The sequence below is a fragment of the Pseudomonas aeruginosa genome, assembly GCF_001457615.1.
Classification (GTDB): domain Bacteria; phylum Pseudomonadota; class Gammaproteobacteria; order Pseudomonadales; family Pseudomonadaceae; genus Pseudomonas; species Pseudomonas aeruginosa.
On the sequence record NZ_LN831024.1, the window covers coordinates 3,242,916 to 3,267,886 of the forward strand.

The following is a 24,971-nucleotide window of genomic DNA, read 5'->3' on the forward strand; positions in this document are numbered from 1 at the left end:
TTGGGCTCCCGGTGCCATGCAACCTATTACGCCTCTCGCCCCCCACCCGTTCGCGCAAGAGGACACCGCATGATCATTCTCGGGATCACCAACAACGACCTGGCCGGCGCCTGCCTGGTGCGCGACGGCGGGATCGTCGCCGCCGCCAGCGAGGAGCGCTTCACCCGCCAGAAGGACCACAAGGCCTGGCCGAGCCGCTCCATCGACTATGTGCTCGGCGAGGCCGGCATCGACCTGGCCGACATCGACCGCATCGCCTACGGCTGGAACGCCGGGTTCGACGCCGGGCGGCACCTCGACCTCTATCTGGACCGGGTCCTCGAGGAAGCCCGCGAGCGTCCCGAGGGCCTGCCGCACCTGCGCAAGCGGATCGCCGACGAAATGGCCAACGACAAGGCCAAGCGCGGCGAATTCGATGCCTTCGTCCGCGCCAACGGCCTGCGCGGCAAGGTCGAGTACATCGACCATCACGAATGCCACGCCCTCGGCGCGTTCGTCTGCTCGCCGTTCGACGAGGCGCTGACCCTCACCTGCGACGGCCGCGGCGACTTCCAGTCGCTCACCGTCACCCACTACCGCGCCGACGGCGGCGAGACGGTCCTGCAACGCGAGACCAGCGTCGACAGCCTGGGCTACTTCTACGGGCGCATCACCCGCCTGCTCGGCTTCAAGCCGAACCGCCACGAAGGCAAGATCACCGGCCTGGCGGCGTTCGGCGACGCGGAAAAGCTGCTGCCGCTGATGAACGACATGATCCGCCTGGAGAACGGCCGCCTGCGCGCCCGCTGCGGCGAACTGTACCTGCCCTCCTACGACGGCTACAGCGATCCGCTGCTGCAACGCTGCGCGGCGGAACGCCCGGCGGATGTCGCCGCTGCCGCGCAACGGCACTCCGAAGACCTGCTGGTGGCCATCGCCCGGGAGCACGTGGCGCGCACCGGCTGCGCCAACCTGTGCCTGGCCGGCGGGGTGTTCGGCAACGTCAAGCTGAACCAGCGCCTGCGCGAGATCCCCGGGGTCCGCGATGTCTACGTGCTGCCCTGCATGGGCGACGGCGGCCTGGCCCTGGCCGCGGCGGTGGCGGTGGCCTATCGCGAGAACGGTACGCGCTTCCCGGCGCCGAGCATGGCCCTCGGGCCGGACGCGCGCAGCGCCGCGCAGAATGCCGAGCTGATCGCCAGCCAGTACCCGCAACTGGCCTACAGCCGGCCGGCCAACCTGATCGAGACGCTGGTCGAAGCGCTGCGGGAAAACCAGGTGCTGGGCATGTTCAAGGGCCGCATGGAGTTCGGCCCGCGCGCCTTGTGCAACCGCAGCATCGTCTACCATCCCGGCGATGCCAGCGCCAACGACTGGCTCAATCAGCGCATGGAACGCACCGAGTTCATGCCATTCGCCCCGGTCACCGCGGTAGAACACGCCGAGGCTTGCTACGTTGGCTGGCGTGAAGACCAGGTGGCGGCCGACTACATGACCATGACCTACGATTGCCATGCGGATTTCCGCGCGCGCTGCCCGGCAGTGGTGCATGTCGACGGCACCGCCCGGCCGCAGATCATCCGGCCGCAGGCCGATCCGTTCATGCACGCCCTGCTGCATGCCTGGCATGCCCGCAGCGGCCAGCCGGCGCTGATCAACACCTCCTTCAACCGCCACGAGGAACCGATCGTCTGCGCCCCGCAGGACGCCCTCGGCGCGCTGGAGGACGGCATGGTCGACCTGGTGGTGCTGGGCGAGTCCCTGCTGGTCTGGCGCAAGGGCGAGAACGCCTTCGCCAGGGCGCGCTTCGAGTGAGGCGCAAACCGCAGCGAACCGGCACGGCGACGCGGGAACCGGCATGTACCTGATCTTTTCCGGCTACTTCGCCGCCGAGGGGCTGATCTATCCGTTCTGGCCGACCTGGCTGGCCAGCCTGGGCTTCGGCGCCAGCCAGATCGGCCTGTTGATCGCCGCGGCCTACTGGCCGCAGGTGATCGCCGGGGTGGCGCTGACCTACGTGGCCGACTGGCGCATCGACCAGTTGCGCCTGGCGACCCTGCTGGCGGCCCTGGCCGGCGCCTGCGCCCTGCTGTTCCAGCTGGCCGAGGGCCTGCCCCTGTTCATCGCCCTGAGCGTGCTCTACGGCGCATTCTGGACCAGCGTGCTGCCGCTCACCGAATCCTACCTGCTCAAGCGCGACAAGGCCGCCCTGCAGAACTACGGGCGGGTACGCGCAGTCGGTTCGCTGGCCTTCATCCTCACCGCGACCCTGGGCGGCCTGCTGCTCGGTCGGTTCGGCCAGCAACTGGTGCCCGCCCTGGTCGGCCTGACGATGCTGCTCACCGCGCTGGCCTGCCTGTTCCTCCGTCGCCGCAGCCTGCGCCGTCCGGACTCGCCGCTGCCGGGCGCCAGGCGCCGTCCCGACCTGCGCGGGATCCTCCGGCAACGCCCCCTGCTGCTGGCCATCGCCGCGGCGGGAATGATCCAACTGAGCCACTCGCTGTACTTCACCACCGCCTCGCTGGGCTGGCAGGCGCTGGGCTACTCGTCGTTCTCGGTCGGCGCCTTCTGGGGCCTGGCGGTGATCGCCGAGATCAGCTTCTTCGCCGTCTCCAACCGCATCCTGGACCGCCACCCGGCGCTCCAGGTGATGCTCTTCTCCAGCCTTTGCGCGGCGCTGCGCTGGGGCCTGCTGGCCGGCAGCGAACATCTCGCCGCGATCCTCCTCGGCCAGTGCCTGCACGCCCTCAGCTTCGCCGCCTACCACGCCGCGGTGATGCGCTACATCCGCGACCACGCGCCGGAAAGCGCGCGGGTACTGACCCAGGGAATCTACTACTCTCTGGCGGTAGCGCTGCCCATGGGCCTCGCCAGTCCGGCCGCCGGCTGGCTGTACGAAGGCCTGCCGCAGTGGTCCTATCTGATCATGGCGCTGTTCGCCCTCGGCGGCGCGGTCCTGGTCTGGCTTGCCCTACAGAGTGCCCGAGATGCATCGACTAGCGTTTTCAGCCGTTCTGTTTGACATGGACGGCGTCCTGATCAGCTCCCGCGAAGCCATCGCCGCGGCCTGGAGCCGGGTCGCCGGCGAACAGGGCGTGGCGCTCGGCCCGGACTGCCTGCGCGACCACGTGCACGGTCGCCCGGGCGGCTACACCCTGGACTATCTGTTCGGCCACCTGCCGATGGAGCGCCGGCGGATCCTCAAGCAACGGGTCGATGCGCTGGAGGAAGGCGCCGACTGTCCCCTGCTGCCCGGCGTCGCCGCGGTGATCCGCCAGCTGCGTTGGCTGGACGTGCCCTTGGCGCTGGTCACCAGCAGTTGGCCGGCACGCATCGACCACGTGCTGCGCCAGCACGACCTGCAGGCGGCGTTCCGCACCCTGGTCAGCCGCGACGACGTGGTCCACGGCAAGCCGGCTCCGGATGGCTATCGCCTGGCCGCGGCCAGGCTCGGCGTGGCACCGTCGCGCTGCCTGGTGTTCGAAGACTCCCTCAGCGGCGTGCAGGCCGCCTGTGCCGCCGGCGCGACCTGCGTGGCGATCGGCGAGGAGAGCGGCCTGCTCGCCGCCGGCGCGCGCTGGTCGGTCCGGGATTTCCGCGAGCTACGGATCGTCCGCGAAGACGACCGGCTGTACTGCCAGCATCGGCACCCCGCCACGACCGGCAGCGAGAGGAGCGTTGGCGTCCCATGAGCCCGACCCTGCAAGATGCCCGGCTGCTCTGGGACTTCCTCGGCCAGGGCCGCTGCCATGTGCCCTGCGAACTGCTGGTGGTATGCGGCTCCTACGACCTGCGGGTCTGCGACCACGCCTGCGAGCTGCTCGAACGCGGCCTCGCCGAACGCCTGCTGTTCACCGGCAACACCGGGCACTGGACGCGCCATCTCTGGGTCGAGCCGGAAGCCGAGCTGTTCGCCCGCCACGCCAGGGCACGCGGGGTAAGCGACAGCCTCATCGTGATCGAGCCGCGGGCGACCAACTTCGCCGAGAACATCGCCTTCGCCCGCGAGCTGTTCCCCGACCTGCGCCGCGCGACCTTCGTCACCAAGCCCAACTCGATCCGCCGCGTGGCGCTGACCCTGCCGGTCCGCTGGCCGGGTCTGGAGGGACACGTGGATGCGCCCGACTACGCATTTCCCGACGGCATCTCGAACCTGGTCGGCGTACTCGGGGTGATCGACGAGATGGTCGGCGACCTTGACCGCATCATGCGTTACCCGGCGCTGGGCTTCCAGGTCGCCTGCCCGATCCCGGCGCAGGTCATGGACGCCTGGGAACGCCTGGTGGCGCGCGGTTTCGACCGCCACCTGGTGAACCCGCCGCGCTGAGCTGACAGCACTGTAATCTTCCCCACAGCTTGCCGACAGGCGCGCGCCGCTAGGGTGTCCGCATCGCCGCACCGCCCTGGCGGGGCCGCGACTTCCCGGCTGCGCAGGCTCGCGCAGTCCGTCCTGCCACCTGCGTGGAAACCAGCGGATGCACAGAACTTCGCGACGCACCTTCGTCAAAGGCCTCGCCGCCACCGGTCTGCTCGGCGGACTGGGTCTCTGGCGCGCCCCGGCCTGGGCCCTGGCCGGGCCGGGCCAGCAGAACCTGCTCGCCGGCGACAGTTTCGACCTGTTCATCGGCGAGACCCCGGTGAACCTCAGCGGCTCGCCGGCCACCGCCATGACCATCAACGGTTCGCTGCCCGGCCCGACCCTGCGCTGGCGCGAAGGCGACAACGTGACCCTGCGGGTGCGCAACCGCCTCGCCGAGGACACCTCGATCCACTGGCACGGCATCATCCTGCCGGCCAACATGGATGGCGTGCCGGGCCTCAGCTTCGAGGGCATCGCTCCCGGCGGTCTCTACGAATACCGCTTCAAGGTCCGGCAGAACGGCACCTACTGGTACCACAGCCACTCGGGGCTACAGGAGCAGGCCGGGGTCTACGGCGCCCTGGTGATCGACGCCCGCGAGCCGGAACCGTTCAGCTACGACCGCGACTACGTGGTGCTGCTCAGCGACTGGTCGGACGAGAAGCCGCAGCGCATCCTCGCCAAGCTGAAGAAGCAGTCCGACTACTACAACTTCCACAAGCGCACCGTCGGCGACTTCATCGACGACGTCAGCGCCAACGGCTGGGCCGCGACCCTGGCCGACCGCAAGATGTGGGCCGAGATGAAGATGAGTCCCACCGATCTCGCCGACGTCAGCGGCTACACCTATACCTACCTGCTCAACGGACAGCCGCCGGACGGCAACTGGACCGGCCTGTTCCGCCCCGGCGAAAAGCTCCGCCTACGCTTCGTCAACGCCTCGGCGATGAGCTATTTCGACGTCCGCATTCCCGGCCTGAAGATGACCGTGGTGGCCGCCGACGGACAGCACGTCGAGCCGGTCAGCGTCGACGAGTTGCGCATCGCCGTGGCCGAGACCTACGACGTGATCGTCGAACCGGGCGGCGAGCGCGCCTATACCCTCTTCGCCCAGTCCATGGACCGCAGCGGCTACGCCCGCGGCACCCTGGCGCTGGCCGAAGGGCTTAGCGCGCCGGTGCCGACGCCCGATCCGCGCCCGCTGATCGGCATGGACGACATGGGCATGGGCGGCATGGACCACGGCGCCATGGGGCATGGCGCGGCGACGAGGCCCGCCAGCGAGATGGACCATTCGAAGATGTCGGGCATGGACATGAATGGCATGGACCATTCGAAGATGGCCGGCATGGACATGAACGGCATGGACCACTCCAAGATGGCCGGCATGGACCACTCCAGGATGGGCATGGACACCATGCCGATGCAGTCCCATCCGGCTTCGGAGGACGGCAACCCGCTGGTCGACATGCAGACCATGACGCCGACACCGAAGCTCGCCGACCCCGGCCTCGGGCTGCGCGACAACGGGCGGCGGGTGCTGACCTACGCCGACCTGCGCAGCCGCTTCGCCGACCCGGACGGCCGCGAACCGGGGCGCACCATCGAGCTGCACCTGACCGGGCACATGGAGAAGTTCGCCTGGTCCTTCGACGGCATCAAGTTCTCCGACGCCGAGCCGCTACGCCTGACCTACGGCGAGCGCCTGCGGATCGTCCTGGTCAACGACACCATGATGACCCACCCGATCCACCTGCACGGCATGTGGAGCGACCTGGAGGACGAGCAAGGCAATTTCCTGGTGCGCAAGCACACCATCGACATGCCGCCGGGCACCCGCCGCAGCTACCGGGTCACCGCCGACGCCCTGGGACGCTGGGCCTATCACTGCCACCTGCTGTTCCACATGGAGATGGGCATGTTCCGCGAAGTGCGGGTAGACGAAGGAGACAACGCATGAGCCGCCAGCCGAAACCCGCCCGCCTGGCCGGCGGTGCCCTCGCCCTGGGTCTGCTGCTGGGCCTGCCGAATCCCGTCGAGGCCGCGCAGGACAATGGCATGGACCACTCGGCCATGGACCACGGCGCGATGCCTGGCATGGACCACGGCCAGAGGACCTCCGCCCCGGCGAAACCCATGGACCACCAGGGGATGGGGCATGGCCGGATGCCGGGGATGGACCACGGCACCGCATCGCCCGCCCCGGCACAGCCCATGGAGCACCAGGGAATGGACCATGGCCGGATGCCGGGGATGAGCCGCGCTGCGCGGCAACCTCCGGCGCAGGCCGCGCCCAGCCAGAGCCGTACGCCGATCCCGGTGCCGACCGAGGCCGACCGCCGTGCCGCCTTTCCGCCGCTGGAGGGGCACAAGGTGCACGACAGCGCGCTGAACAGCTTCTTCCTGCTCGACCAGTTGGAATACCAGGACGCCGACGACGGCAGCGCGCTGGCCTGGGACGCCAGCGGCTGGATCGGCGGCGACATCAACCGCCTGTGGCTGCGCAGCGAAGGCGAACGGCTCGACGGCAAGACCGAGGACGCCGAGGTCCAGGCGCTGTTCGGGCACGCCATCGGTCCCTGGTGGGACCTGGTCGCCGGCGTGCGCCAGGATTTCAAGCCCGGCTCGCCGCAGACCTGGGCGGCGTTCGGCGTGCAGGGCCTGGCGCTCTACGACTTCGAGGCGGAAGTCACCGCCTTCCTCGGCGAGAACGGCCAGAGCGCGCTGCGCCTGGAGGGCGAGTACGACATCCTGTTGACCAACCGGCTGATCCTCCAGCCCAGCGCCGAGGTCAACCTGTACGGCAGGAACGATCCCGCCCGCGGCATCGGTTCGGGCCTTGCCGATAGCGAGCTGGGCCTGCGCCTGCGCTATGAGATCCGTCGCGAGTTCGCGCCCTACATCGGGGTGACCTGGAACCGCTCCTACGGCAACAGCGCCGACCTGGCCCGCGCCGAGGGCGAGGACGACGACGAGGCGCGCTTCGTCGCCGGTATCCGCATGTGGTTCTGAACGCGATCGCGGCCAGCCGCTAGCGGTAGCCGTCGAGCAACGGCGAATCGTCGATGAGGTCGCAGCGTTCCAGCGCTGGCAGGTTGCACGGCCGGTAGTCGGGGCATTCGTCCAGCCGCCGCTGCACCGAACGGTGCAGCTTGACCCGGGTTTCCTGCCCGACCGGTTCCAGCGGCCGCGAGCGCGGCCGGCCACGCGACCAGCGCCAGGCGCGGTTGCCGCTGCGGCGGTCCCAGACCAGCAGCGGCAGCCACTCGGCCAGGCGCCAGGGCCGGGTCATCACCGGCAGGATCGGCGCGGTCGGGTCCGGGCCCTGCTTCGAACGTGCGCGCAACTGGTCGCGGCTGCGCGCCGGGTCGACATGCAGGCCGGCCTCCAGCGCCTCGCCGAGCATCCAGGTAAAGGCCACCAGAGCCAGCCGCGAGTCCTTCGGCGCATAGCCACCGCCGACATCGGAGTGCATGCCGGGGAACCACACCTGCAACACGTCGGACTTGCGGTCCTTCTCGCCGAACCAGAGGTTCTGCCGGAAGAAGCAGCGGCATTCGTCGATGGCCAGGGCCTGGCGGACCACGTCGACCATTTCGTTGTTCGAGGAATACGGCACGGTCAGCGGGTCGTAGACCCAGCCCACCGAGGTCACGGTGTCGAACAGGCCGAGGAAGTGCACCTTCACCTGCCGGCCGAAGACCTTGCGGAAGCGTCCCAGCAGGCCGAAGTCCGGTCCGCGGCGACGCGTGCCGGCCCGCTTGTCTTCGTCGCGGGGCGGCATGCGGGTGGTGAGCAGGGTCCAGGCGTAGTCGAAGAGGTGCGGCTGGTGCGCATCGATCAGGCCCACCGCGCGCAGCATCGCGGCCAGCACCCGCACCGCGTAGGCCCCGCGGGAAAAGCCGAAGAGGAATATCTGGTCGCCGGGCCGGTAGTGCTCGGCAAGGAAGCGATAGGCGCCCTCGACGTTGCGCTTGAGCCCCCAGCCGAAGGCCAGGCCGGCGATCCGCGAGGGAAACTTCTGCCACTCGAACAGGGTTTCCTTCAGGCCGAAGGTGCCGACGCCCTGGTCGTAGTAGGCCAGCACCCTGCGCGGATCGCGCGACAGCGAGCGGTACAGGCGCACCACGTTGGTCGGCTGGTCGCCGAAGCGGTTCGAGGTTCCGTCGATGCAGACCACCAACTGGCGCGGCGCGTCGTTGTCCTGGGCGCTGCCGGCAGGCGGCAAGGCGGAATCGGGGGAGAGATCGTCCATTGGGCTCACGCAGGCAAAGCCTGACTTCCGTCGGCGGTGGATGGGAATGGCGACGCATGATACCCAACCTGGATGATCCGCCAAGCGCACATTGCCGGGAAATGGCGGCAAAGACGAAAAGCCCCTGGAGCCGCAGGGCGAATAACCGCTTCGCGGTTATCCGCAGCCCCTGGCTTCGGCGAGGGCGGGTCGAGCCGGCCGCTCAGCCTGCCCTGGATACCCCGAGGAACGGCTGCCACGCCGGCGCGCCACTATCCGCCGCGGCCTTGAGGGCGGCCACCGCCGCGTCGACGTCGGCCTCGCGGGTGTAGCGACCGAGGCTCAGGCGCACGCTGCGGCCAGCGCTGGCGGCATCGTGGCCGAGGGCGAGAAGCACGTGGGACGGCGCCGGCCGCGCCGAGTTGCAGGCCGAGGTGCTGGACACCGCCAGGCTGGACTCCAGTGCCTGGGGGACAAAGGCCGGGTTGTCGAAGGTCAGGTTCAGGGTATGCGCGATGCGTGCGTCGGCGCTGCCGTTCAGGCGCCAGCCGTCGATCTGCGCCAGCCCCTCCAGCAGACGCCGCTGGAGTCCGGCGATGCGCCTGCCCTCCTCCTCGAAAAGCTCGCCGGCGAGGGCGAAGGCCTCGCCCATACCGACGATCTGGTGGGTCGCCAGGGTCCCGGAACGCAGGCCCTGCTCGTGTCCGCCGCCGTGGATCTGCGCCTTCAGCCGCCGCTCGGCGCGCGGCCCGACGTACAACGCGCCGATGCCCTTGGGCCCGTAGGTCTTGTGTGCGGAGAACGACATCAGGTCCACCGCCAGGCGGCCCAGGTCGATCGCCACCTTGCCGCTGGCCTGCGCCGCGTCGACGTGGAACAGCGCGCCGCGCTCGCGCACCCGTTCGCCGATGGCGGCGATGTCGGTCAGGGTGCCGAGTTCGTTGTTGACCCGCATCAGCGACACCAGGCGGGTATCGGCGCGCCAGGCCGCCTCCACCTGTTCCGGCCGGATCAGGCCATCGGTGCCGGGCGCCAGCCAGGTCACGCTCCAGCCGTCATCGGCGAGTTGCTGCACGGTGTCCAGCACCGCCTTGTGCTCCAGGCGACTGGTGATCAGGTGGCCGGGTGCGTCCAGCGCCTGGGCCACGCCCTTGAGGGCCAGGTTGTTGGATTCGGTGGCGCCGGAAGTCCAGACGATCTGCCCGGCGCTGGCGCCGACCAGCGCGGCCACCTGCTCCCTGGCCCGCTCCACTGCCCGCCGCGCCTGGCGGCCGTAGGCATGGGAATTCGACGCGGGATTGCCAAAACACGCCTGGTAGCCGAGACACTCCACCATGGCCCGGATCACGCGCTCGTCCACGGGCGTGGTGGCGGCGTAATCGAAGTACAACGGTAACGAACTCATCGCATTCCCCCAATCGATCGGACGGACCCGGAAGCCGACATGGCTCCTTGTCCCTGACGGGCCCGCAGGCCGATCTTAAGAAAAGCGCCGGGGCGTCTGGAAAGAACCTTTCGGAACATCCTTAGAGTCAGCATGGTTTCCCGCCTCAGATTCCCAGCCCGGCCACCCGCAGGTGCTCTTCCAGGCGCAGCGCGGGTATCGCTCCGAGCAACTCGCGGGTATAGGGGTGGCGCGGCTGGCTGAACAGCGCAGCGGCGCTGCCCTGCTCCACCACCCGGCCGTCCTTGAGCACCAGGATGTCGTGGGCCAGGGCGCGTACCACGGCCAGGTCGTGGCTGATGAACAGGTAGCTCAGCCCGTGGCGACGCTGCAACCGACGCAGCAGCTCGACCACCTGGCACTGCACGCTGCGGTCGAGCGCCGAGGTCGGTTCGTCGAGCAGGATCAGCGCCGGCTTCAGCACCAGCGCGCGGGCGATGGCGATGCGCTGGCGCTGGCCGCCTGAAAACTCGTGGGGATAGCGTTCCAGGCAAGGCTCGTCGAGACCGACCTCGCGCAGTGCCTCCAGCACCCGCGCGCGGCGTTCGCCGGCATCGCCGATGCCATGGATACGCAGGCCTTCGCCGACGATCTGTTCCACGCTAAGGCGCGGGTTGAGGCTGCCGTAGGGGTCCTGGAACACCGCCTGGAACTGCCGGCGCAATGGCAACAGGCGCTTGCCGTGCAGCCGGTCGAGGCGCTCGCCCTGGAACAGGATCTGCCCTTCGGCCGGCAACAGGCGCAGCAGCGCCTGGCCGAGGGAGGACTTGCCCGAACCGCTTTCGCCGACGATCCCCAGGGTGCTGCCACGGCGCAGCCGCAGGCTGACCTCGTGCACCGCGCGCAGTCCCGCGCGCCGGCGCAGCCAGCCGCCGGGCGCGGGGTAGTCGAGGCTCAGCGCGCGCACCTCCAGGCAGGTCTCGCGGCACGCCACCGGCTCCGCCAGCCCACCCGGCTCGGCCTCGATCAGCAGGCGCGTGTAGGGATGCCGGGGCGAGCGGAACAGCGTCTCGCAGGCGTTCTCCTCGACGATCTGGCCATCGCGCATCACGCAGACCCGATCGGCGACCCGGCGCACCAGGTTGAGGTCGTGGCTGATCAGCAGGATCGCCATGCCCAGCCGTCGCTGCAAGCTTTGCAGCAGCTCCAGGAGGCGTTTCTGCACGGTGACGTCGAGAGCCGTGGTCGGTTCGTCGGCGATCAGCAGTTGCGGCTCGCAAGCCAGCGCCATGGCCAGCATCACTCGCTGTCGCTGGCCGCCGGAGAGCTGGTGCGGATAGGCCTCGAGCAGGCGTCGCGGCTGCTCGAGGCCGGCCAGTTCGAGCAGTTCCAGTACCCGCCCGCGCAGCGCGGCGCCACGCAGGCGGCGATGCAGGCGCAGACCCTCGCCGACCTGGCGGCCGATGCGCTGCAATGGATTGAGCGAGGTCATCGGCTCCTGGAACACCATGCCGATGCGCTGCCCACGAATCGCCAGCAATGCCTGCGGCGACAGGGCGAGCAGTTCCTCGCCGTCCAGGCGCACGCTGCCGCCCAGGCGCGCCGCGCCCGGCAGCAGGCGCAGCAGGGCGTGGGCGGTCTGCGACTTGCCGGAGCCGGACTCGCCAACCAGGGCCAGGGTCTCGCCGGCGCGCAGGCTGAAGTCGATCCCCTTCACGACCTGCGTGTCGCCATAGGCGACGCTCAGGTTTTCCACTCGCAACAGTTCCCGGTTCATCTCATGTCCTCGGATCGAAGGCGTCGCGCACCGCTTCGCCGATGAACACCAGCAAGCTGAGCAAGGTCGCCAGGACCACGAACACGGTCAGCCCGAGCCAGGGCGCCTGGAGGTTGTCACGGCCCTGCCCGACCAGTTCGCCAAGGCTCGGCGAGCCGGGCGGCAGGCCGAAACCGAGGAAGTCCAGGGCGGTCAGGGTGGTCACCGCGCCACAGAGCAGGAACGGCAGGAAGGTCAGGGTCGCGACCATGGCGTTGGGCAGGATGTGCCGGAACATCACCCCGGCGTCGCCGAGGCCGAGGGTCCGCGCCGCCTTGACGTACTCCAGGTGACGACCGCGCAGGAACTCGGCGCGAACCACGTCGACCAGGCTGGTCCAGGAGAACAGCAGCATGATCGCCAGCAGCCAGCCGACCCCGGGCTGCACCAGGCTGGCGAGGATGATCAGCAGGTAAAGCATCGGCAGACCCGACCAGACCTCGATGAAGCGCTGGCCGAACAGGTCGATCCAGCCGCCGTAGTAGCCCTGCACCGCGCCTGCGCAGATTCCCAGCAACGACGAGGCCAGGGTCAGGCCGAGGGCGAAGAGAATCGACAGGCGCAGGCCGTAGATCACCCGCGCGAGCACATCGCGGCCCTGGTCGTCGGTACCCAGCCAGTTCTCCGCCGAGGGCGGCGCCGGCGCCGGGCGCGCGTAGTTGATGCTGCGGGCGTCGAAGCGGATCGGCGGCCACAGCGCCCAGCCGTCGCGGGCGATGCGTTCGCTCATGAAGCGGCCGCGGTAGTCCGGCGGGAACGGCAGCTCGCCGCCGAAGGCGGTTTCCGGATAGTCCCGCAGCACCGGCAGGAACCACTGGCCACGGTATTCCAGCAGCAGCGGGCGGTCGTTGGCGATCAGCTCGGCGAACAGGCAGGTGACGAACAGCGCGAGGAACAGCAGCAGGGCCAGGCGCCCGCGGCGGTTGGCGCGGAACGCGGCGAGGCGGCGGCGGTGCAGCGGGGAAAGGACGATGGCCATCTCACTGTCTCCTCGCGGCGAAGTCGATGCGCGGGTCGACCAGGCTGTAGGCCAGGTCGCCGGCCAGCTTCACCAGCAACCCGAGCAGGGTGAAGATGAACAGGCTGCCGAACACCACCGGGTAGTCGCGGCCGAGCGCCGCTTCGTAGCCCATCAGGCCGAGGCCGTCGAGGGAGAACAGCACCTCGATCAGCAGCGACCCGGTGAAGAACACCGAGACCAGCGCCGCCGGCAGCCCGGCCACCACCAGCAACATGGCGTTGCGGAACACATGGCCGTAGAGCACCCGGCGCTCGCTGAGCCCTTTGGCGCGAGCGGTGGCGACGTACTGCCTGGATATCTCGTCGAGGAAGCTGTTCTTGGTCAGCAGGGTCAGGCTGGCGAAACCGCCGACCACCAGCGAACCCACCGGCAGCGCCAGGTGCCAGAGGTAATCGGCGAAGCGCGCCAGCGGGCCGAGGCGCTCGGCGCCCTCGGAAGCCAGGCCGCGCAGGGGGAACCAGTCCAGGTAGCTGCCGCCGGCGAACAGCACGATCAGGACGATGGCGAAGAGGAAGCCGGGCACCGCATAGCCGACCACCACCAGCGCGCTGCTCCACAGGTCGAAGGCGCTGCCGTGGCGCACCGCCTTGGCCACCCCCAGGGGAATCGACACCAGGTAGGTGATCAGTGTCGCCCACAAGCCCAGGGACAGCGAGACCGGCAGCTTCTCGGCGATCAGGTCGATGACCCGCGCGTCGCGGTAGAAGCTCTCGCCGAAATCCAGCCGGGCGTAGCTCGACAGCATCAGCCAGAGCCGTTGCAGCGGCGGCTTGTCGAAGCCGTACTGGCGCTCCAGGGCGGCCACCAGCTGCGGATCGATGCCGGTCTCGCCGTGGCGCTGCGGTTCCAGAGCGCCATGCCCACCCTCCCCGCCACGCCCCAGCGGGCCGCCGCCGTCGACGCCCTGCAGGCGCGCGATGGCCTGATCCACCGGCCCGCCGGGTGCGGCCTGGACGATGGCGAAGTTGATCAGCAGGATGCCCAGCAGGGTCGGCAGGATCAGCGCCAGGCGGCGCAACAGGTAGCCGCCCATGTCACTGCGCCTCCCGGATCGGCGCGGCCCGCTCGCGGACTTCCCACCAGGTGTTCAGCCCCAGGCTGTAGCGCGGCGCCTGCGGCGGTCGGCCGAAGCGATTCCAGCTGGCGATCCAGACCTCGTCGGAATACCAGGTCGGGATCAGGTAGTAGCCCCATTGCAGCACCCGGTCGAGGGCGCGCACGGCGGTTTCCAGGGCGGCCCGCGAGTCGGCCTCGACCACCGCCTGGACCAGCCGGTCGATGGCCGGGTCCTTCAGGCCGATGCGGTTGTAGCCGCCGGGATCGGCGTAGCTGGAGGAATGCCAGAAGCTGTACTGCTCGTTGCCCGGCGAATTGGACTGGGAGAAGCTCGAAACGATCATGTCGTAGTCCCGCGCACGTATGCGCTCGATGTATTGCGAAGCGTCCACCTGGCGCAGGCGCATATCGATGCCGATCCGCGCCAGGTTGCGCTGGAACGGCAGCAGCGCGCGCTCCAGGCCCTTGCCCTGGAGCAGGAGGTCGAAGCGCAGCGGCCGTCCGGCGGTGTCCAGCAGGCGCCCGTCGACGGCATGCCAGCCGGCCTCGCCGAGCAGGCGGTAGGCCTGCACCAGGCGCTCGTGGATATCGCCGCTGCCGTCGTTCACCGGCGGAGCGTAGGCCTGGCCGAAGACCTCCTCGGGGATTTGCCCGCGCAGCGGCTCCAGCAAGGCCAGTTCGTCGGCGCCGGGCAGGCCGCGGGCGGCCATCTCCGAGTTGTCGAAATAGCTGCGCAGGCGCTTGTAGCGACCGCCGAAGAGCTGTCGGTTGGTCCATTCGAAGTCGAACAACAGGCTCAGCGCCTGGCGTACCCGGCGGTCCTCGAACAGCGGCCGGCGCAGGTTGAACACCAGGCCCTGGAGGCTGGCCGGGTACGGGTAGGGAAAGCTCTCCTGGCGCAACCGGCCATCGCGCAGGGCCGGCGAGTCGTAGCCGCTGCTCCAGGCCTTGACGCTGGTCTCGACATTGATGTCGGCCTGCCCGGCCTTGAACGCCTGCAAGGCCACGCCGCTGTCGCGGTAGTAGTCGAAACGGATCCGCTCGAAGTTGTACAGGCCACGCCCGACCGGCAGGTCGCGAGCCCACCAGTCGGGGTTGCGCCGGTAGCTCACCGAACGCCCCGCCTCGGCCTTCTCCAGCCGGTAAGGTCCGCTGCCCAGCGGCGGCTGCATGCTGCTGCGGTTGAAGTCGCGTCCCTGCCACCAATGCCTGGGCAGCACGTAGAGCTGGGCCAGCACCAGCGGCAGTTCGCGGTTGCCGGCATGACGGAAATCGAAGCGGATGCGCAGGCGATCCTCCACCACCGGCTCGCGGACCTCCTTGTAGTAGGCGCGCCAGAACGGGCTGCCCTGCTCGACCAGGCTATCGAAGGAAAACTTCACGTCCTCGGCGGTGACCGCCACGCCGTCGCTGAAGCGCGCCCGCGGATCGATATGGAAACGCACCCAGCTGTTGTCCGGGGCTTTCTCGATGTAGCGCGCCAGGTAGCCGTATTCGGTGAACGGCTCGTCCAGTGACTGGAAGCCGAGGGTTTCGTAGATCAGCGCGGCCTGGGTCATGCTGATCGGCGTGCCGCGGTTGGCGAAGGGGTTCAGCGTGTCGAAGCTGCCGCTTTCCATCCGCCGCAGGCTGCCGCCCTTGGGCGCCTGCGGGTCGACGAAGTCGAAGTGCTGGAAACCCGGCGGATATTTCGCCGGCTCGTCGTAGAGCGTGATGGCATGGCGCGGCTCGCTGCGGGCCAGGCTGGCGAGCAGGCAGCAAGCGAAGACCAGGATGCGTCCGGGCATGGCTCAACCACCGAAGTGATAGCTGAAGTCCAGCCACCATTGGCGGCCCATGGCGTCGTAGTTGCCGGTGGGATAGTACGGCCAGCCATCGGAGTCGTCCTCCTTGATCTGGTCGAGCAGGTTGTTCACCGTCAGGCCGACGCTGGCGCGTTCGTTGAGCCGGTAGCGGGCGCTGGCGTTGAACACCGTCCACGGGCTCAGGCGCCCGCTGCCAGCGGCGTTGGTAACGCTGCCGTAGCGCACCGCGAAGAGCGTCGAGGTGAACTGTGCGTAGTCCCAGGTCAGGCTGGCGTTGAGTTTGCTGCGCCAGTCGTGGGAGTCGAGGCTGTCGCGCTGGTTCTCGCTGGGGTAGTCGTCGGACTGCTTGTAGTCGTGGGACAACACCAGGGTGTAGCCGAGGGTCGAGGAGAAGGCGCCGTAGTCACCGGCGCCCCAGCGGATGTTGCTGCGCAGGTCGATGCCGCTGGTGCGCTCCTTGGCCGCGTTGATGGCATTGACGTAGACCTTGTTCAGGCGATTCGGATCGACGCTGGCGTCGCCGGCGTTGCGCTCGACCCGCGCCAGGGTGTCGCGGCACTGCGCCGAGTCCGGATCGAGCCCGCCGCTACGGCAGGCCGCCTCGTCGCGCAGCAGTTTGTCCGGATCGAGGGTGGTCAGCAGGTCATCGATCTGGATGTGGTAGTAGTCGGCGGAAAAGTCGAACCTGCTCGACGGCGACCAGACGAAGCCGTAGCTCCAGTAGCGCCCGCGCTCGGACTTCAGGTCGGGCGTGCCGCTCTGCACGTAGTCGACCCGGCCGTTCTTGCAGGCGCCGTCGACGCCTTTCTCGCAACCGTAGTAGTCCTTCTGCGCCGGGTAGTAGCCGTTGGCGTCGGCCTGGTAGATGTAGTTCAGGTCCGGCGCGCGGAAGCTGGTGCCGTAGCTGCCGCGTAGCAGCAGGCTGGTCAGCGGGCGCCACTCCAGCCCCAGGTTGTAGGTGGTCTGCTCCTCGGTGCGACCGCTGAACCTGTACTGGTCCCAGCGGCCGGCGGCGGACGCCAGCAGCGTGTCGTGCAGCGGGATGCTGAATTCGCCGCCGGCGGCGTAACGGTCGCGCGAGCCGCCGGAGCTGCTGGCCTTGGAGACGTTGTAGAGAGAGCCGTCGTTGTATTGCGAGTCGGGACGGATCCTGTAGCCCTGCTTGCCCACCTCCAGCACGCCGGCGAAGGCCACCGGGCCGGCCGGCAGGTCGAACAGCTCGCCGTTGCCGGTGAAGCTGTAGGTCTGCGAGTAGGACTCGCTGTGCTGGGTCACGTTGCGCCGCAGGCTGCGCCACTCTTCCTCGCTCAGCGGACGTCCGAGGCGCGCCGGATCGGGATCGTAGACCGGGTAGCCGTCGCGTTCGCCGAGCTTGCGGCCCAGGTACAGGTCGAGGATCCCGGCCGCCGGGGTGTAGCGGGTAGTGCGGTCGCTGCGGTACTCGGAGCGGGTCGCGGCCAGTTCGTATTCCCAGGAAGTATTGGCGACGCGGTCGCTGTAGCCGAGGGTGCCGGTCCAGGACACCTCGCGCCACTTGCTGTTGTTGCTGCTCTTGCCGCCGATCTCCTCGGGCGAGAACAGCCGGTACCAGCGCTCCAGGTCGCCGCTGGAGGCATTGATGAAGTCCGGCGAGGTGAAGGACGGCCCACGGGTATTGTTCTGCAGGTGGTCGAAGCCGAACAGCAGGTCGGCGAACAGCTTGCCGCTGTCGCTCAGGTGCCAGGTGCCGCCGGCGTAGCCGTCGTAGTTTTCCTTCTTGGTCTGCAGGGTCCAGTAGTTGTTGTAGTACTGGTCGGTCATGCAGCGATAGCCACCCCTGGCGCCCGGCACCGGCGCCACGTTGCCGCCGAACAGGCCGCCGAGGCCGGCGCAAGAGGCGTCGCCGAGGTAGCGTCCGCTCTGCGGGTTCAGCCGGTAGCCGACGTTGTTGCCGTCCGGGTAGCTGTCCATGAAACCGCGCTGGTTGGCCCAGACCGGCTGGCGCTGCTCGACCTGCAGGCCGAACAGGCCTTCGAATTCGCCCGTCGCGCCGCCGCCGACCAGTTGCAGGCGCTGGTTGTCGCCGCCGCCGCGCTCGGTGGTGCCGGCGCGCAGGTTGACGTCGACGCCATCGAATTTCTTCTTCAGGACGATATTGACCACCCCGGCGATGGCATCCGAGCCGTAGATCGCCGAGGCGCCGCCGCTGAGGATCTCGATGCGGTCGATCATGACCGCCGGGATGTTCGCCAGGTTGGTGAAGTTCACCGAGCCGCCATAGGCGGTCGGGTAGTCGGCGACGCGCCGGCCGTTGATCAGCACCAGCGTGTGGTTGGGGCCGAGATCGCGCAGGTTGAGGGCGTTGGCCGCCGGTTGCCAGGTGTTGCCGTAGTCCTCGCCCTGGGTCATGCCGGTGTTCTGGGTCTGCGTCTGCAAGGCCTCGAAGACGTTGCGGTAGCCACGGTTCTGGATTTCCTCGCTGCTGATCACCGTGACCGGCGACGGCCCTTCCTGCTGGGCGCGGGGAATCCGCGAGCCGGTCACCACCACCCGCTCCAGGGTCTGCTCCGCTTTCGCCGCCAGCGGCTGCACCTTCGCCGCCGGTACGGCCGCGCGCAGCGGCGCGGCGGAAATCACCGCGCCGCGCTCGGAACGGCGGAACTGCAGGCCGCTACCGCGCAGGGCCTGTTCCAGGGCCTGGTCGACACTCAGCGGACCGCGCACCGCCGGCGCCTGCCGGCCGCGCACCAGCGACTGCTCGAAGGAGATCAGCAAGCCGCTCTGTCGCGAGATGCCCAGCAGCACCTGGTCCAGCGGGCCGGCGGCGACGTCGAAGGTGAGCGCCTTGGCGGCGGGCGCGGGCGTCTCCGCACGTGCCTCCGGCGGCGCGGCGTAGGCCGCCGCGAGCAGCGCGGCCAGGGCCAGGCTGGAAGGCAGGCGTGTGGATGGAGCATGGTGCGGCATCGTTCGGTTCCCCCCGAAAACATGGTTTCCAGGGGATGAGCGATGAGCGCGGGAGATTTGCAGGGCAGGCTTGGAACGCTTTGTTCTGAGCTTATAAGCGCGGGCGAATAGGCATAGCGGCGGATAACGCCTCCGGCGTTATTCGCCCTACCCAAAAAGCTTCCCCCAGCTCCGCTACCGGCCTTGCCCCGTGTAGGGCGAATAGCCGCTTGCGGCTATCCGCCGGTCCGAACACGGCGTTATCCGCCCTGCCGCCCTCGGGTCAGTACGTCAGCGCCCCGCACCAGTGCGCGCTCTTCAGTTCCTCATAGAGCGCGCCGATCTTCAGCGAGCACTGCCGCGACGGCGGGTAGATCAGCGACACCGGGCACAGCGGCGGTTCGAACGGCTGGAGGATGCGTACCAGTCGACGCCGGCGGATCGCTTCCTCGGCCATGAAGCCCATCACCTGGACGATGCCCTGGCCGACCAGCGCCGCGTCGACCAGCGCGTCGGCCACGTCCAGCACCAGGTCGCCGCGCACCGCCAGGCTCAGCGGCTGGCCGTCGCGCTGGAACTGCCATTCCAGCAGCTTGCCGGTATGCAGGTCGCGCACCGTCGGGCAGTTGTGCCCGGCGAGTTGCTCCAGGCGCTCCGGCGTGCCGTGGCCACGCAGGTATTCCGGCGACGCCACCGTGACCCAGCGCAACGCCGCCAATGGCCGGGCGATCAGGCGCACGTCGCCGACCCGACCGAGACGCACGGCGGCGTCGAAGCCTTCCTCGGTGAGGTCGACCAGGCGATCGGTCATCGCCGCCTCGATCTGCAATTGCGGGTAGCGCCGCGTCAGTTCGCGCAGCACCGGCATGATCACGATCCGCCCGAGCGCCTGCGGGGTGGTGATCTTCAGCGGACCGCTCGGCGCGCACTGGCGGTCCACCAGCAACTTCTCGACTTCCTCCAGTTCCGCCAGCAAGGGTGCGCAGCGCTCGTAGAACAGCTGGCCGTCCGGGGTCAGGCTGACGCTGCGGGTGGTGCGGTGCAGCAGACGCACGCCGAGTTCGGCTTCCAGCCGGCCGATGGCGCGCGACAGGCCGGACTGGGTCAGACCGAGAGAAACGGCGGCCTGGGTGAAGCTACGGGTCTCGGCCACGCGGGCGAGCAACTTGACGGCATTCAGGTCCATGGCGATCTCATCGATGATTATTTTCATCAGTGAAAGGACGGAGAGGCTATTTATCACGATTCCAGCATGAGAAACACTGGCCGCGCCCAACCCAGACCAGGAGTCCCGCCGTGACGGACCGTGCCGCCCCTTCCAACTGGATGCTCGCCCTGCTCGCCTGCGCGCAACTGATCATCGCCCTCGACGCCACCATCGTGTTCGTCGCTCTGCCGGAAATCAGCCGGGCGCTGGATTTTTCGGCGCAACGCCTGCAATGGGTGGTGAGCGCCTATACGGTGGCCTTCGGCGGCTTCCTCCTGCTCGGCGGGCGCGCCACCGACCTGCTCGGCCGGCGCCGCATGTACGTCCTCGGGCAAAGCCTGTACGCCCTCGCCTCCCTCGCGGGCGGCCTGGCCCAGAGCGAGTTGCCGTTGATCCTCGCCCGCGCCGTGCAGGGCCTGGGTGGCGCGCTGCTGTTCCCGGCGACCCTGGCGCTGATCGGCAATCACTTCGCCGAGGGCCCGGCGCGCAATCGTGCCCTGGCGATCTGGAGCATCGCCTCGGCGTTCGGCCTGGCCCTCGGCTCGGCGCTCGGCGGCGCGCTCACCGAGCTGTTCGGCTGGGCCTCGATCTTCCTGGTCAACGTGCCGCTGGCCGGCGCCGCGGCGCTGCTCGCCCTGCGCCTGATCCCGGCCGACGCCCGGCGCCAGCGCGGTCGACGCTTCGACCTGGCCGGCGCGCTGACGGTCACCGCCGGCGCCACCCTGCTGGTCTTCGCCCTGGTCCAGGGCCCCGAGTCGGGCTGGGATGCGCCCTCGGTACGTTTCGGACTTTACCTTTCCGTCCCGCTGCTACTGGCGTTCCTCGCCATCGAACACTACAGCCGCGACCCGCTGATGCCGCTGCGCCTGCTGGGCAACCGCAACCTGCAGGTGGCGATGCTGCTGACCGCGATCTTCATGAGCAGCTACGGCGTGCAGTACTACTTCCTGGCCATCTACTTCCAGTCGGTGTACGGCTACAGCGTGTTGCAGACCGGCCTGGCGTTCCTCCCGGCGACTCTGCTCTGCACCCTCGGTATCCGCGTCGCCGAGCGCCTGCTGGCCCGCCACGGGGCACGCGCGACGCTGGTCGCCGGCCTGCTGCTGGGCGCACTCGGGCTCGGCCTGCTGGCAGCGTGCCTGCCGCTGGGGCGCGGCTTCCTGGCGCTGCTGCCAGCCATCGTGATCCTCAGCATCGGCCAGGGCATGACCTGGACCGCCATGTGGGTGAGCGCCGCCAGCGGCGTCGATCCCGCCGAACAGGGCGTCGCCTCGGGGATGGCCTCGATGACCCAGCAGATCGGCGGCGCGCTCGGCCTGGCCCTGCTGGTGGCGCTGGCCAACGCCCAGGTGCGCGGCGCCGATGCCGCCAGCCTGCTGGCCAGCCAGGCGCGCGGCATCGAATGGGTGACCGCGCTCAGCGCCCTGCTCGCCCTGTTCGGCGCCGCCCTGGCCTTGCGGCTGCGCCGTGAGGAACCCGCGGCGTTGCAGCCGAGTCGCGGCTGATCCCGCTCAGGCGTCGCCCAGCTCGGCGCCGAGTTCCAGCGCCAGGGCCTGGAAGGCCAGGCGCGCGGCACCGGGGTGGCTGCCCTGGCGCCAGAACAGCGCTACCTGGCGGGTCGGCAACGCCGGCCGCAGCGCCACGCAGCGCAACCCGGCCTGCTGGCGCGCCACCGCCTCCGGCAGGATGCTGGCCAGTCTTCCGCGGCGAACCACGTCGACGATGGCGCTGATCGAGTTCGCCTCCAGCGCCACCCGCGCCGTCACCCCTTGCTGGCGCAGGTAAGCGTCGATGTGCCGGCGCGTGGCGAAGTCGTCGCGCAACAACGCCAACGGCAACTCCGCCAGCGCTGCGGCGGCCAGCGGCGCGTCCGCCGCCGGGTGTTCCGCCCTCAGCACCAGGCCCAGGCGCTCCAGGTAGAGCGGCTGGCTGTCGATCTCCACCGAACCCGGCTCGCTGAAGGCCACGCCAAGGTCCAGGCGATCGTCGATCAGCGCCGCCTCCAGGGCGTCCTGGGGCAACTCCTCGAGGCTCAACTCGATGCCCGGATAGCGCTGATTGAACGGATCCACCAGGGCGCCCACCAGATAGCAGGTGAAGGTCGGCGTCATGCCCAGGCGCAGGCGGCCGCGACTGAGGTCGCGCACCTCGTGGATCGCCCGTTGCGCCGCTTCCAGCTCGCGCAAGGCACGCCGCGCATGAAGCAGGTACAGCTCGCCGGCATCGGTGGGACGCACGCTCCTGCCGGAGCGGTCGAGCAATTGCACGCGCAGTTGCTCTTCCAGTTGCCGCACCTGCTGCGACAGGGTCGGCTGCGAAACGTGCAGCGCCTCGGCGGCGCGGGTGAAGTTGCGATGCTCGGCGACAGCGAGCAGGTAGCGCAGGTGGCGAAGCAGCATGGAAACATCCAACTATAGACCAGACCAATGACTGGAATAATAAACCGGTCTTGGACCCTATGGCTCAATCCGCGCATCCTGGCCCCACCATTCGACGGCCAGGAGCCCAGCGCCATGCGTGACATCATCGACGGCTTTCTCCGCTTCCAGCGCGACGCCTACCCGGCGCGCTCGCAACTGTTCAAGTCCCTGGCCACCCGGCAAGCCCCCAAGGCACTGTTCATCGCCTGCTCGGACAGCCGGGTGGTCCCCGAACTGCTGACCCAGCGCGAGCCCGGCGAACTCTTCGTGATCCGTAATGCCGGCAACATCGTCCCCGGCTACGGGCCGCAGCCCGGCGGGGTCAGCGCCTCGGTGGAATACGCGGTGGCGGTGCTCGGGGTCGGCGACATCGTGGTCTGCGGCCACTCGGACTGCGGCGCGATGGGCGCCATCGCGTCCTGCGCCTGTCTCGACCAGCTGCCGGCGGTGGCCGGCTGGTTGCACCACGCCGAGGCCGCACGGGCGATGAACAGCGCCCACGAACACGCCTCCGAGGCGGCGCGGCTGGACGCCCTGGTGCGGCACAACGTGATCGCCCAACTGGCCAACCTGCGCACCCACCCCTGCGTCGCCCGCGCCCTGGAGCAGGGTCGGCTGAACCTGCACGGCTGGGTCTACGACATCGAAAGCGGCCGCATCGACGCCCTCGACGGCGCCAGCCGGCGCTTCGTCTCCCTCGCCGAGCATCCCGAAGTGCGCGCGGTAGGCGGCGAACCCGGGCAGGCGGTCGCCTGAATCCCTTTCCTCACAACCACCCGCAAGGAGAGTCATCTCATGCAACACAGCCAAGTGTCCCCCAACGCGCGCCAGCAACTGGCCGAGACCGTGGTCCTGAACAAGGCCCGCCTGGGCCTGTCCTGGCAGGACCTGGCCGACGGCACCGGTCTCGCCCTGACCTTCGTCACCGCCGCCCTGCTCGGCCAGCATGCCCTGCCAGAGGCGGCGGCGCGCAAGGTCGCCGCCCAACTCGGCCTGGACGACGACGCGGTGCTCCTGCTGCAAAGCATCCCGCTGCGCGGCAGCATTCCCGGCGGCATTCCCAGCGACCCGACCATCTATCGCTTCTACGAGATGCTGCAAGTCTACGGCAGCACCCTGAAGGCGCTGGTCCACGAACAGTTCGGCGACGGCATCATCAGCGCGATCAACTTCAAGCTGGACATCAAGAAGGTCGAGGACCCGGAAGGCGGCTCGCGGGCGGTGATCACCCTCGACGGCAAGTACCTGCCGACCAAGCCGTTCTGAAGCGTCGCGCCGCCCGGCTCGCCGCCGGGCGCGCGCCTCAGCGGCTGGCGATGCTGACCCAGTAGGGCCCGTGGTAGTCGAGCCGGATCGGTAGGCTCTGCTCCAGCAATGCCAGCGCCGCGCCGCTGTCGTCCAGCGGGTAGATGCCACTGACGCGCAGCGCCGCCGCGTCGTCGGCGACGCTGATGATGCCGCGGCGATAGGCGCGCAACGCTTCCAGCACCTCCCCCAGCGGGCGGTCGCGGACCTCCAGCCGGCCATCCAGCCAGGCGCTCTCGCCGCCTTCGGCAGGACCTCGGGCGAGAATCGCCGAGGCGTCGAAACGGGCGCTCTGGCCGCGCTCCAACAGGCATTGCCGTCCGTCGGCAGTGGTGATCCGCACCCGCGACTCGAGCACCACCACTCGCGAGCTGGCGCCGTCATCGCTGACCTGGAAGCGGGTTCCCTGCGCCTCGACCTGGCCACGCCCGGTGTCGACGACGAAAGGCCGCGCCGGATCCCGTGCCACGTCAACCAGCAGGCGGCCCTCGCGTAAGCGCAGGCGACGCCGGTAGCCATCGAATTCGGGGCGTACCCGGCTGCGCGCGTCCAGCACCAGTTGGCTGCCATCCTCCAGGCGGAAGCTCTGGCGTTGTCCGGTGCCGGTATACAGGTCGCCGGGCCAGGGGAAGCCGACGATGCCGATCCGCCCCAGCGCCAGCGTCGCCACGCCGAACGCCGCCAGGGCGAGGCTGCGCTGGAGAAACCGGCGACGAGCGGACGGCGCCTCGAGGGCTCCGATCAATTGCTCGGCGCGCAAGCCGTGCAGGGGCTCGTCGCGAAACGACTGCAAGCCCAGGCTGAGCCGGTCGAACACCGCACCGTGCTCGGCATCGGCCTGGCGCCACTGCTGGAACGCCAGGCGCTCCTCGGCGCCGGCATGGCCGGATTGCAGCAGCGCCATCCACTGCGCCGCTTCGTCGAGGATGCGTTCTCGCCTTCCCTGGCTCATTCGGCAAGCACCTGGTAGCACTGCTTGAAGCCCTCGACCATGTACTGGTGGATGCGGCTGACGGAAACCTCCAGCAAGCCGGCGATCTCCACGTAGGTCAGTCCGCCGATCTGGCTATGGATGAAGGCGGCGCGGGCCTTCGGCGACAGCCCGGCGAGCATGCGCTCCAGGCGCAGCAGGGTTTCCACCACCTGGGCCTGCTCCTCGGCGGACGGCGCGAGGGCCTCCGGAAGCCCGGCCAGGCTTTCCAGGTAGGCGCGTTCCAGGTCCTGGCGCCGCCAGCCGTCGTACATCAGCCGGCGGGCGATGGTGGTGAGCAGCGCGCGCGGCTCGCGGATGCTTGCCGGATCCGGCAGGGCAAGGACCTTGAGGAAGGTTTCCGAGGCGATGTCCTCGGCGCTGTGGGGGCAGCCGAGGTAGCGCCGCAGGCGCCCGCTCAGCCAGGAATAGTCGTTCTGGAACATCAGGCCGACGAGGCGATTGCGTGTCTGATCCATGCCCATTCCGCAC

Annotated in this window: 20 protein-coding genes; 9 read left to right on the forward strand and 11 right to left on the reverse strand. The window is 69.3% G+C overall.

Translation table 11 applies throughout. The features are described 5' to 3' along the window. The first annotated feature begins 69 nt into the window (after positions 1 to 69). The 6 genes from AT700_RS14790 (at position 70) to AT700_RS14815 (ending at position 7,351) form a co-directional block, all read left to right on the forward strand. Positions 70 to 1,794, forward strand: coding sequence for a carbamoyltransferase (locus AT700_RS14790; RefSeq protein ID WP_015648711.1), 1,725 nt, complete (start codon positions 70 to 72; stop codon positions 1,792 to 1,794). A gap of 43 nt (positions 1,795 to 1,837) precedes the next feature. Continuing rightward, entirely contained in the window at positions 1,838 to 3,001 is a 1,164-nt protein-coding gene (locus AT700_RS14795; protein ID WP_003109654.1) for an MFS transporter, read from the forward strand. Position 3,002: 1 nt separating this feature from the next. Continuing rightward, the gene (locus tag AT700_RS14800; protein WP_003103648.1) at positions 3,003 to 3,671 is read left to right on the forward strand and encodes an HAD family hydrolase; all 669 of its coding nucleotides are present in this window, start codon (positions 3,003 to 3,005) and stop codon (positions 3,669 to 3,671) included. After that, positions 3,668 to 4,306: a YdcF family protein gene (locus tag AT700_RS14805; RefSeq protein ID WP_003088740.1), complete on the forward strand. Its 639-nt coding sequence runs from the start codon at positions 3,668 to 3,670 to the stop codon at positions 4,304 to 4,306. The genes AT700_RS14800 and AT700_RS14805 overlap by 4 nt, the downstream gene beginning before the upstream one ends. A gap of 148 nt (positions 4,307 to 4,454) precedes the next feature. After that, the gene (locus tag AT700_RS14810; RefSeq protein WP_003103645.1) at positions 4,455 to 6,299 is read left to right on the forward strand and encodes a copper resistance system multicopper oxidase; all 1,845 of its coding nucleotides are present in this window, start codon (positions 4,455 to 4,457) and stop codon (positions 6,297 to 6,299) included. Next, positions 6,296 to 7,351: a copper resistance protein B gene (locus AT700_RS14815; protein WP_003088738.1), complete on the forward strand. Its 1,056-nt coding sequence runs from the start codon at positions 6,296 to 6,298 to the stop codon at positions 7,349 to 7,351. Before AT700_RS14810 ends, AT700_RS14815 begins: the two co-directional genes overlap by 4 nt. Positions 7,352 to 7,370: 19 nt before the next feature. On the opposite strand, the gene AT700_RS14820 is transcribed toward AT700_RS14815, so the two are convergent. From AT700_RS14820 to AT700_RS14855, 8 genes are all read right to left on the reverse strand, one after another. Further along, a complete protein-coding gene (locus tag AT700_RS14820; RefSeq protein WP_003088736.1) occupies positions 7,371 to 8,594 on the reverse strand; it encodes a DUF2235 domain-containing protein in 1,224 nt (407 codons plus the stop codon). Positions 8,595 to 8,796: 202 nt separating this feature from the next. Next, positions 8,797 to 9,978, reverse strand: a complete 1,182-nt coding sequence (locus tag AT700_RS14825) for an aminotransferase class V-fold PLP-dependent enzyme (protein WP_003120247.1) — start codon at positions 9,976 to 9,978, stop codon at positions 8,797 to 8,799. Between the two features lie 145 nt (positions 9,979 to 10,123). Beyond that, entirely contained in the window at positions 10,124 to 11,734 is a 1,611-nt protein-coding gene (locus AT700_RS14830; RefSeq protein ID WP_010792375.1) for an ABC transporter ATP-binding protein, read from the reverse strand. A gap of 1 nt (position 11,735) precedes the next feature. Continuing rightward, positions 11,736 to 12,752, reverse strand: coding sequence for an ABC transporter permease (locus AT700_RS14835; protein ID WP_003162651.1), 1,017 nt, complete (start codon positions 12,750 to 12,752; stop codon positions 11,736 to 11,738). 1 nt (position 12,753) lies between these two features. After that, complete coding sequence (locus AT700_RS14840; protein ID WP_003160166.1) at positions 12,754 to 13,827, reverse strand: microcin C ABC transporter permease YejB; 1,074 nt, start codon at positions 13,825 to 13,827, stop codon at positions 12,754 to 12,756. A gap of 1 nt (position 13,828) precedes the next feature. After that, a complete protein-coding gene (locus tag AT700_RS14845) occupies positions 13,829 to 15,637 on the reverse strand; it encodes an extracellular solute-binding protein (RefSeq protein ID WP_048521122.1) in 1,809 nt (602 codons plus the stop codon). A gap of 3 nt (positions 15,638 to 15,640) precedes the next feature. After that, positions 15,641 to 18,598: a TonB-dependent receptor gene (locus AT700_RS14850; RefSeq protein ID WP_003450480.1), complete on the reverse strand. Its 2,958-nt coding sequence runs from the start codon at positions 18,596 to 18,598 to the stop codon at positions 15,641 to 15,643. 262 nt (positions 18,599 to 18,860) lie between these two features. Further along, positions 18,861 to 19,763: a LysR family transcriptional regulator gene (locus AT700_RS14855; protein ID WP_003450478.1), complete on the reverse strand. Its 903-nt coding sequence runs from the start codon at positions 19,761 to 19,763 to the stop codon at positions 18,861 to 18,863. A gap of 140 nt (positions 19,764 to 19,903) precedes the next feature. Here AT700_RS14855 and AT700_RS14860 point away from each other — a divergent pair, with 140 nt between their 5' ends. Continuing rightward, positions 19,904 to 21,289 carry an MFS transporter gene (locus AT700_RS14860; protein WP_043884908.1) on the forward strand — a complete coding sequence of 462 codons (1,386 nt, stop codon included), beginning with the start codon at positions 19,904 to 19,906 and terminating at the stop codon, positions 21,287 to 21,289. Between the two features lie 6 nt (positions 21,290 to 21,295). Here the strand turns inward: AT700_RS14860 and cynR are convergent, their stop codons facing one another. After that, positions 21,296 to 22,183, reverse strand: a complete 888-nt coding sequence (gene cynR, locus AT700_RS14865; RefSeq protein WP_048521123.1) for a transcriptional regulator CynR — start codon at positions 22,181 to 22,183, stop codon at positions 21,296 to 21,298. Between the two features lie 114 nt (positions 22,184 to 22,297). Here cynR and cynT point away from each other — a divergent pair, with 114 nt between their 5' ends. Both cynT and cynS read left to right on the forward strand, forming a co-directional pair. Then, complete coding sequence (cynT, locus tag AT700_RS14870; RefSeq protein ID WP_003107081.1) at positions 22,298 to 22,960, forward strand: carbonic anhydrase CynT; 663 nt, start codon at positions 22,298 to 22,300, stop codon at positions 22,958 to 22,960. 39 nt (positions 22,961 to 22,999) lie between these two features. Further along, positions 23,000 to 23,470, forward strand: coding sequence for a cyanase (gene cynS, locus AT700_RS14875; protein ID WP_003088707.1), 471 nt, complete (start codon positions 23,000 to 23,002; stop codon positions 23,468 to 23,470). A 37-nt stretch (positions 23,471 to 23,507) separates the two neighbouring features. Here cynS and AT700_RS14880 read toward each other — a convergent pair whose 3' ends face one another. Both AT700_RS14880 and AT700_RS14885 read right to left on the reverse strand, forming a co-directional pair. Continuing rightward, positions 23,508 to 24,461: a FecR family protein gene (locus tag AT700_RS14880; protein ID WP_003107078.1), complete on the reverse strand. Its 954-nt coding sequence runs from the start codon at positions 24,459 to 24,461 to the stop codon at positions 23,508 to 23,510. Beyond that, positions 24,458 to 24,964, reverse strand: coding sequence for a sigma-70 family RNA polymerase sigma factor (locus tag AT700_RS14885; protein ID WP_003088700.1), 507 nt, complete (start codon positions 24,962 to 24,964; stop codon positions 24,458 to 24,460). The genes AT700_RS14880 and AT700_RS14885 overlap by 4 nt, the downstream gene beginning before the upstream one ends. Positions 24,965 to 24,971: the final 7 nt, after the last annotated feature.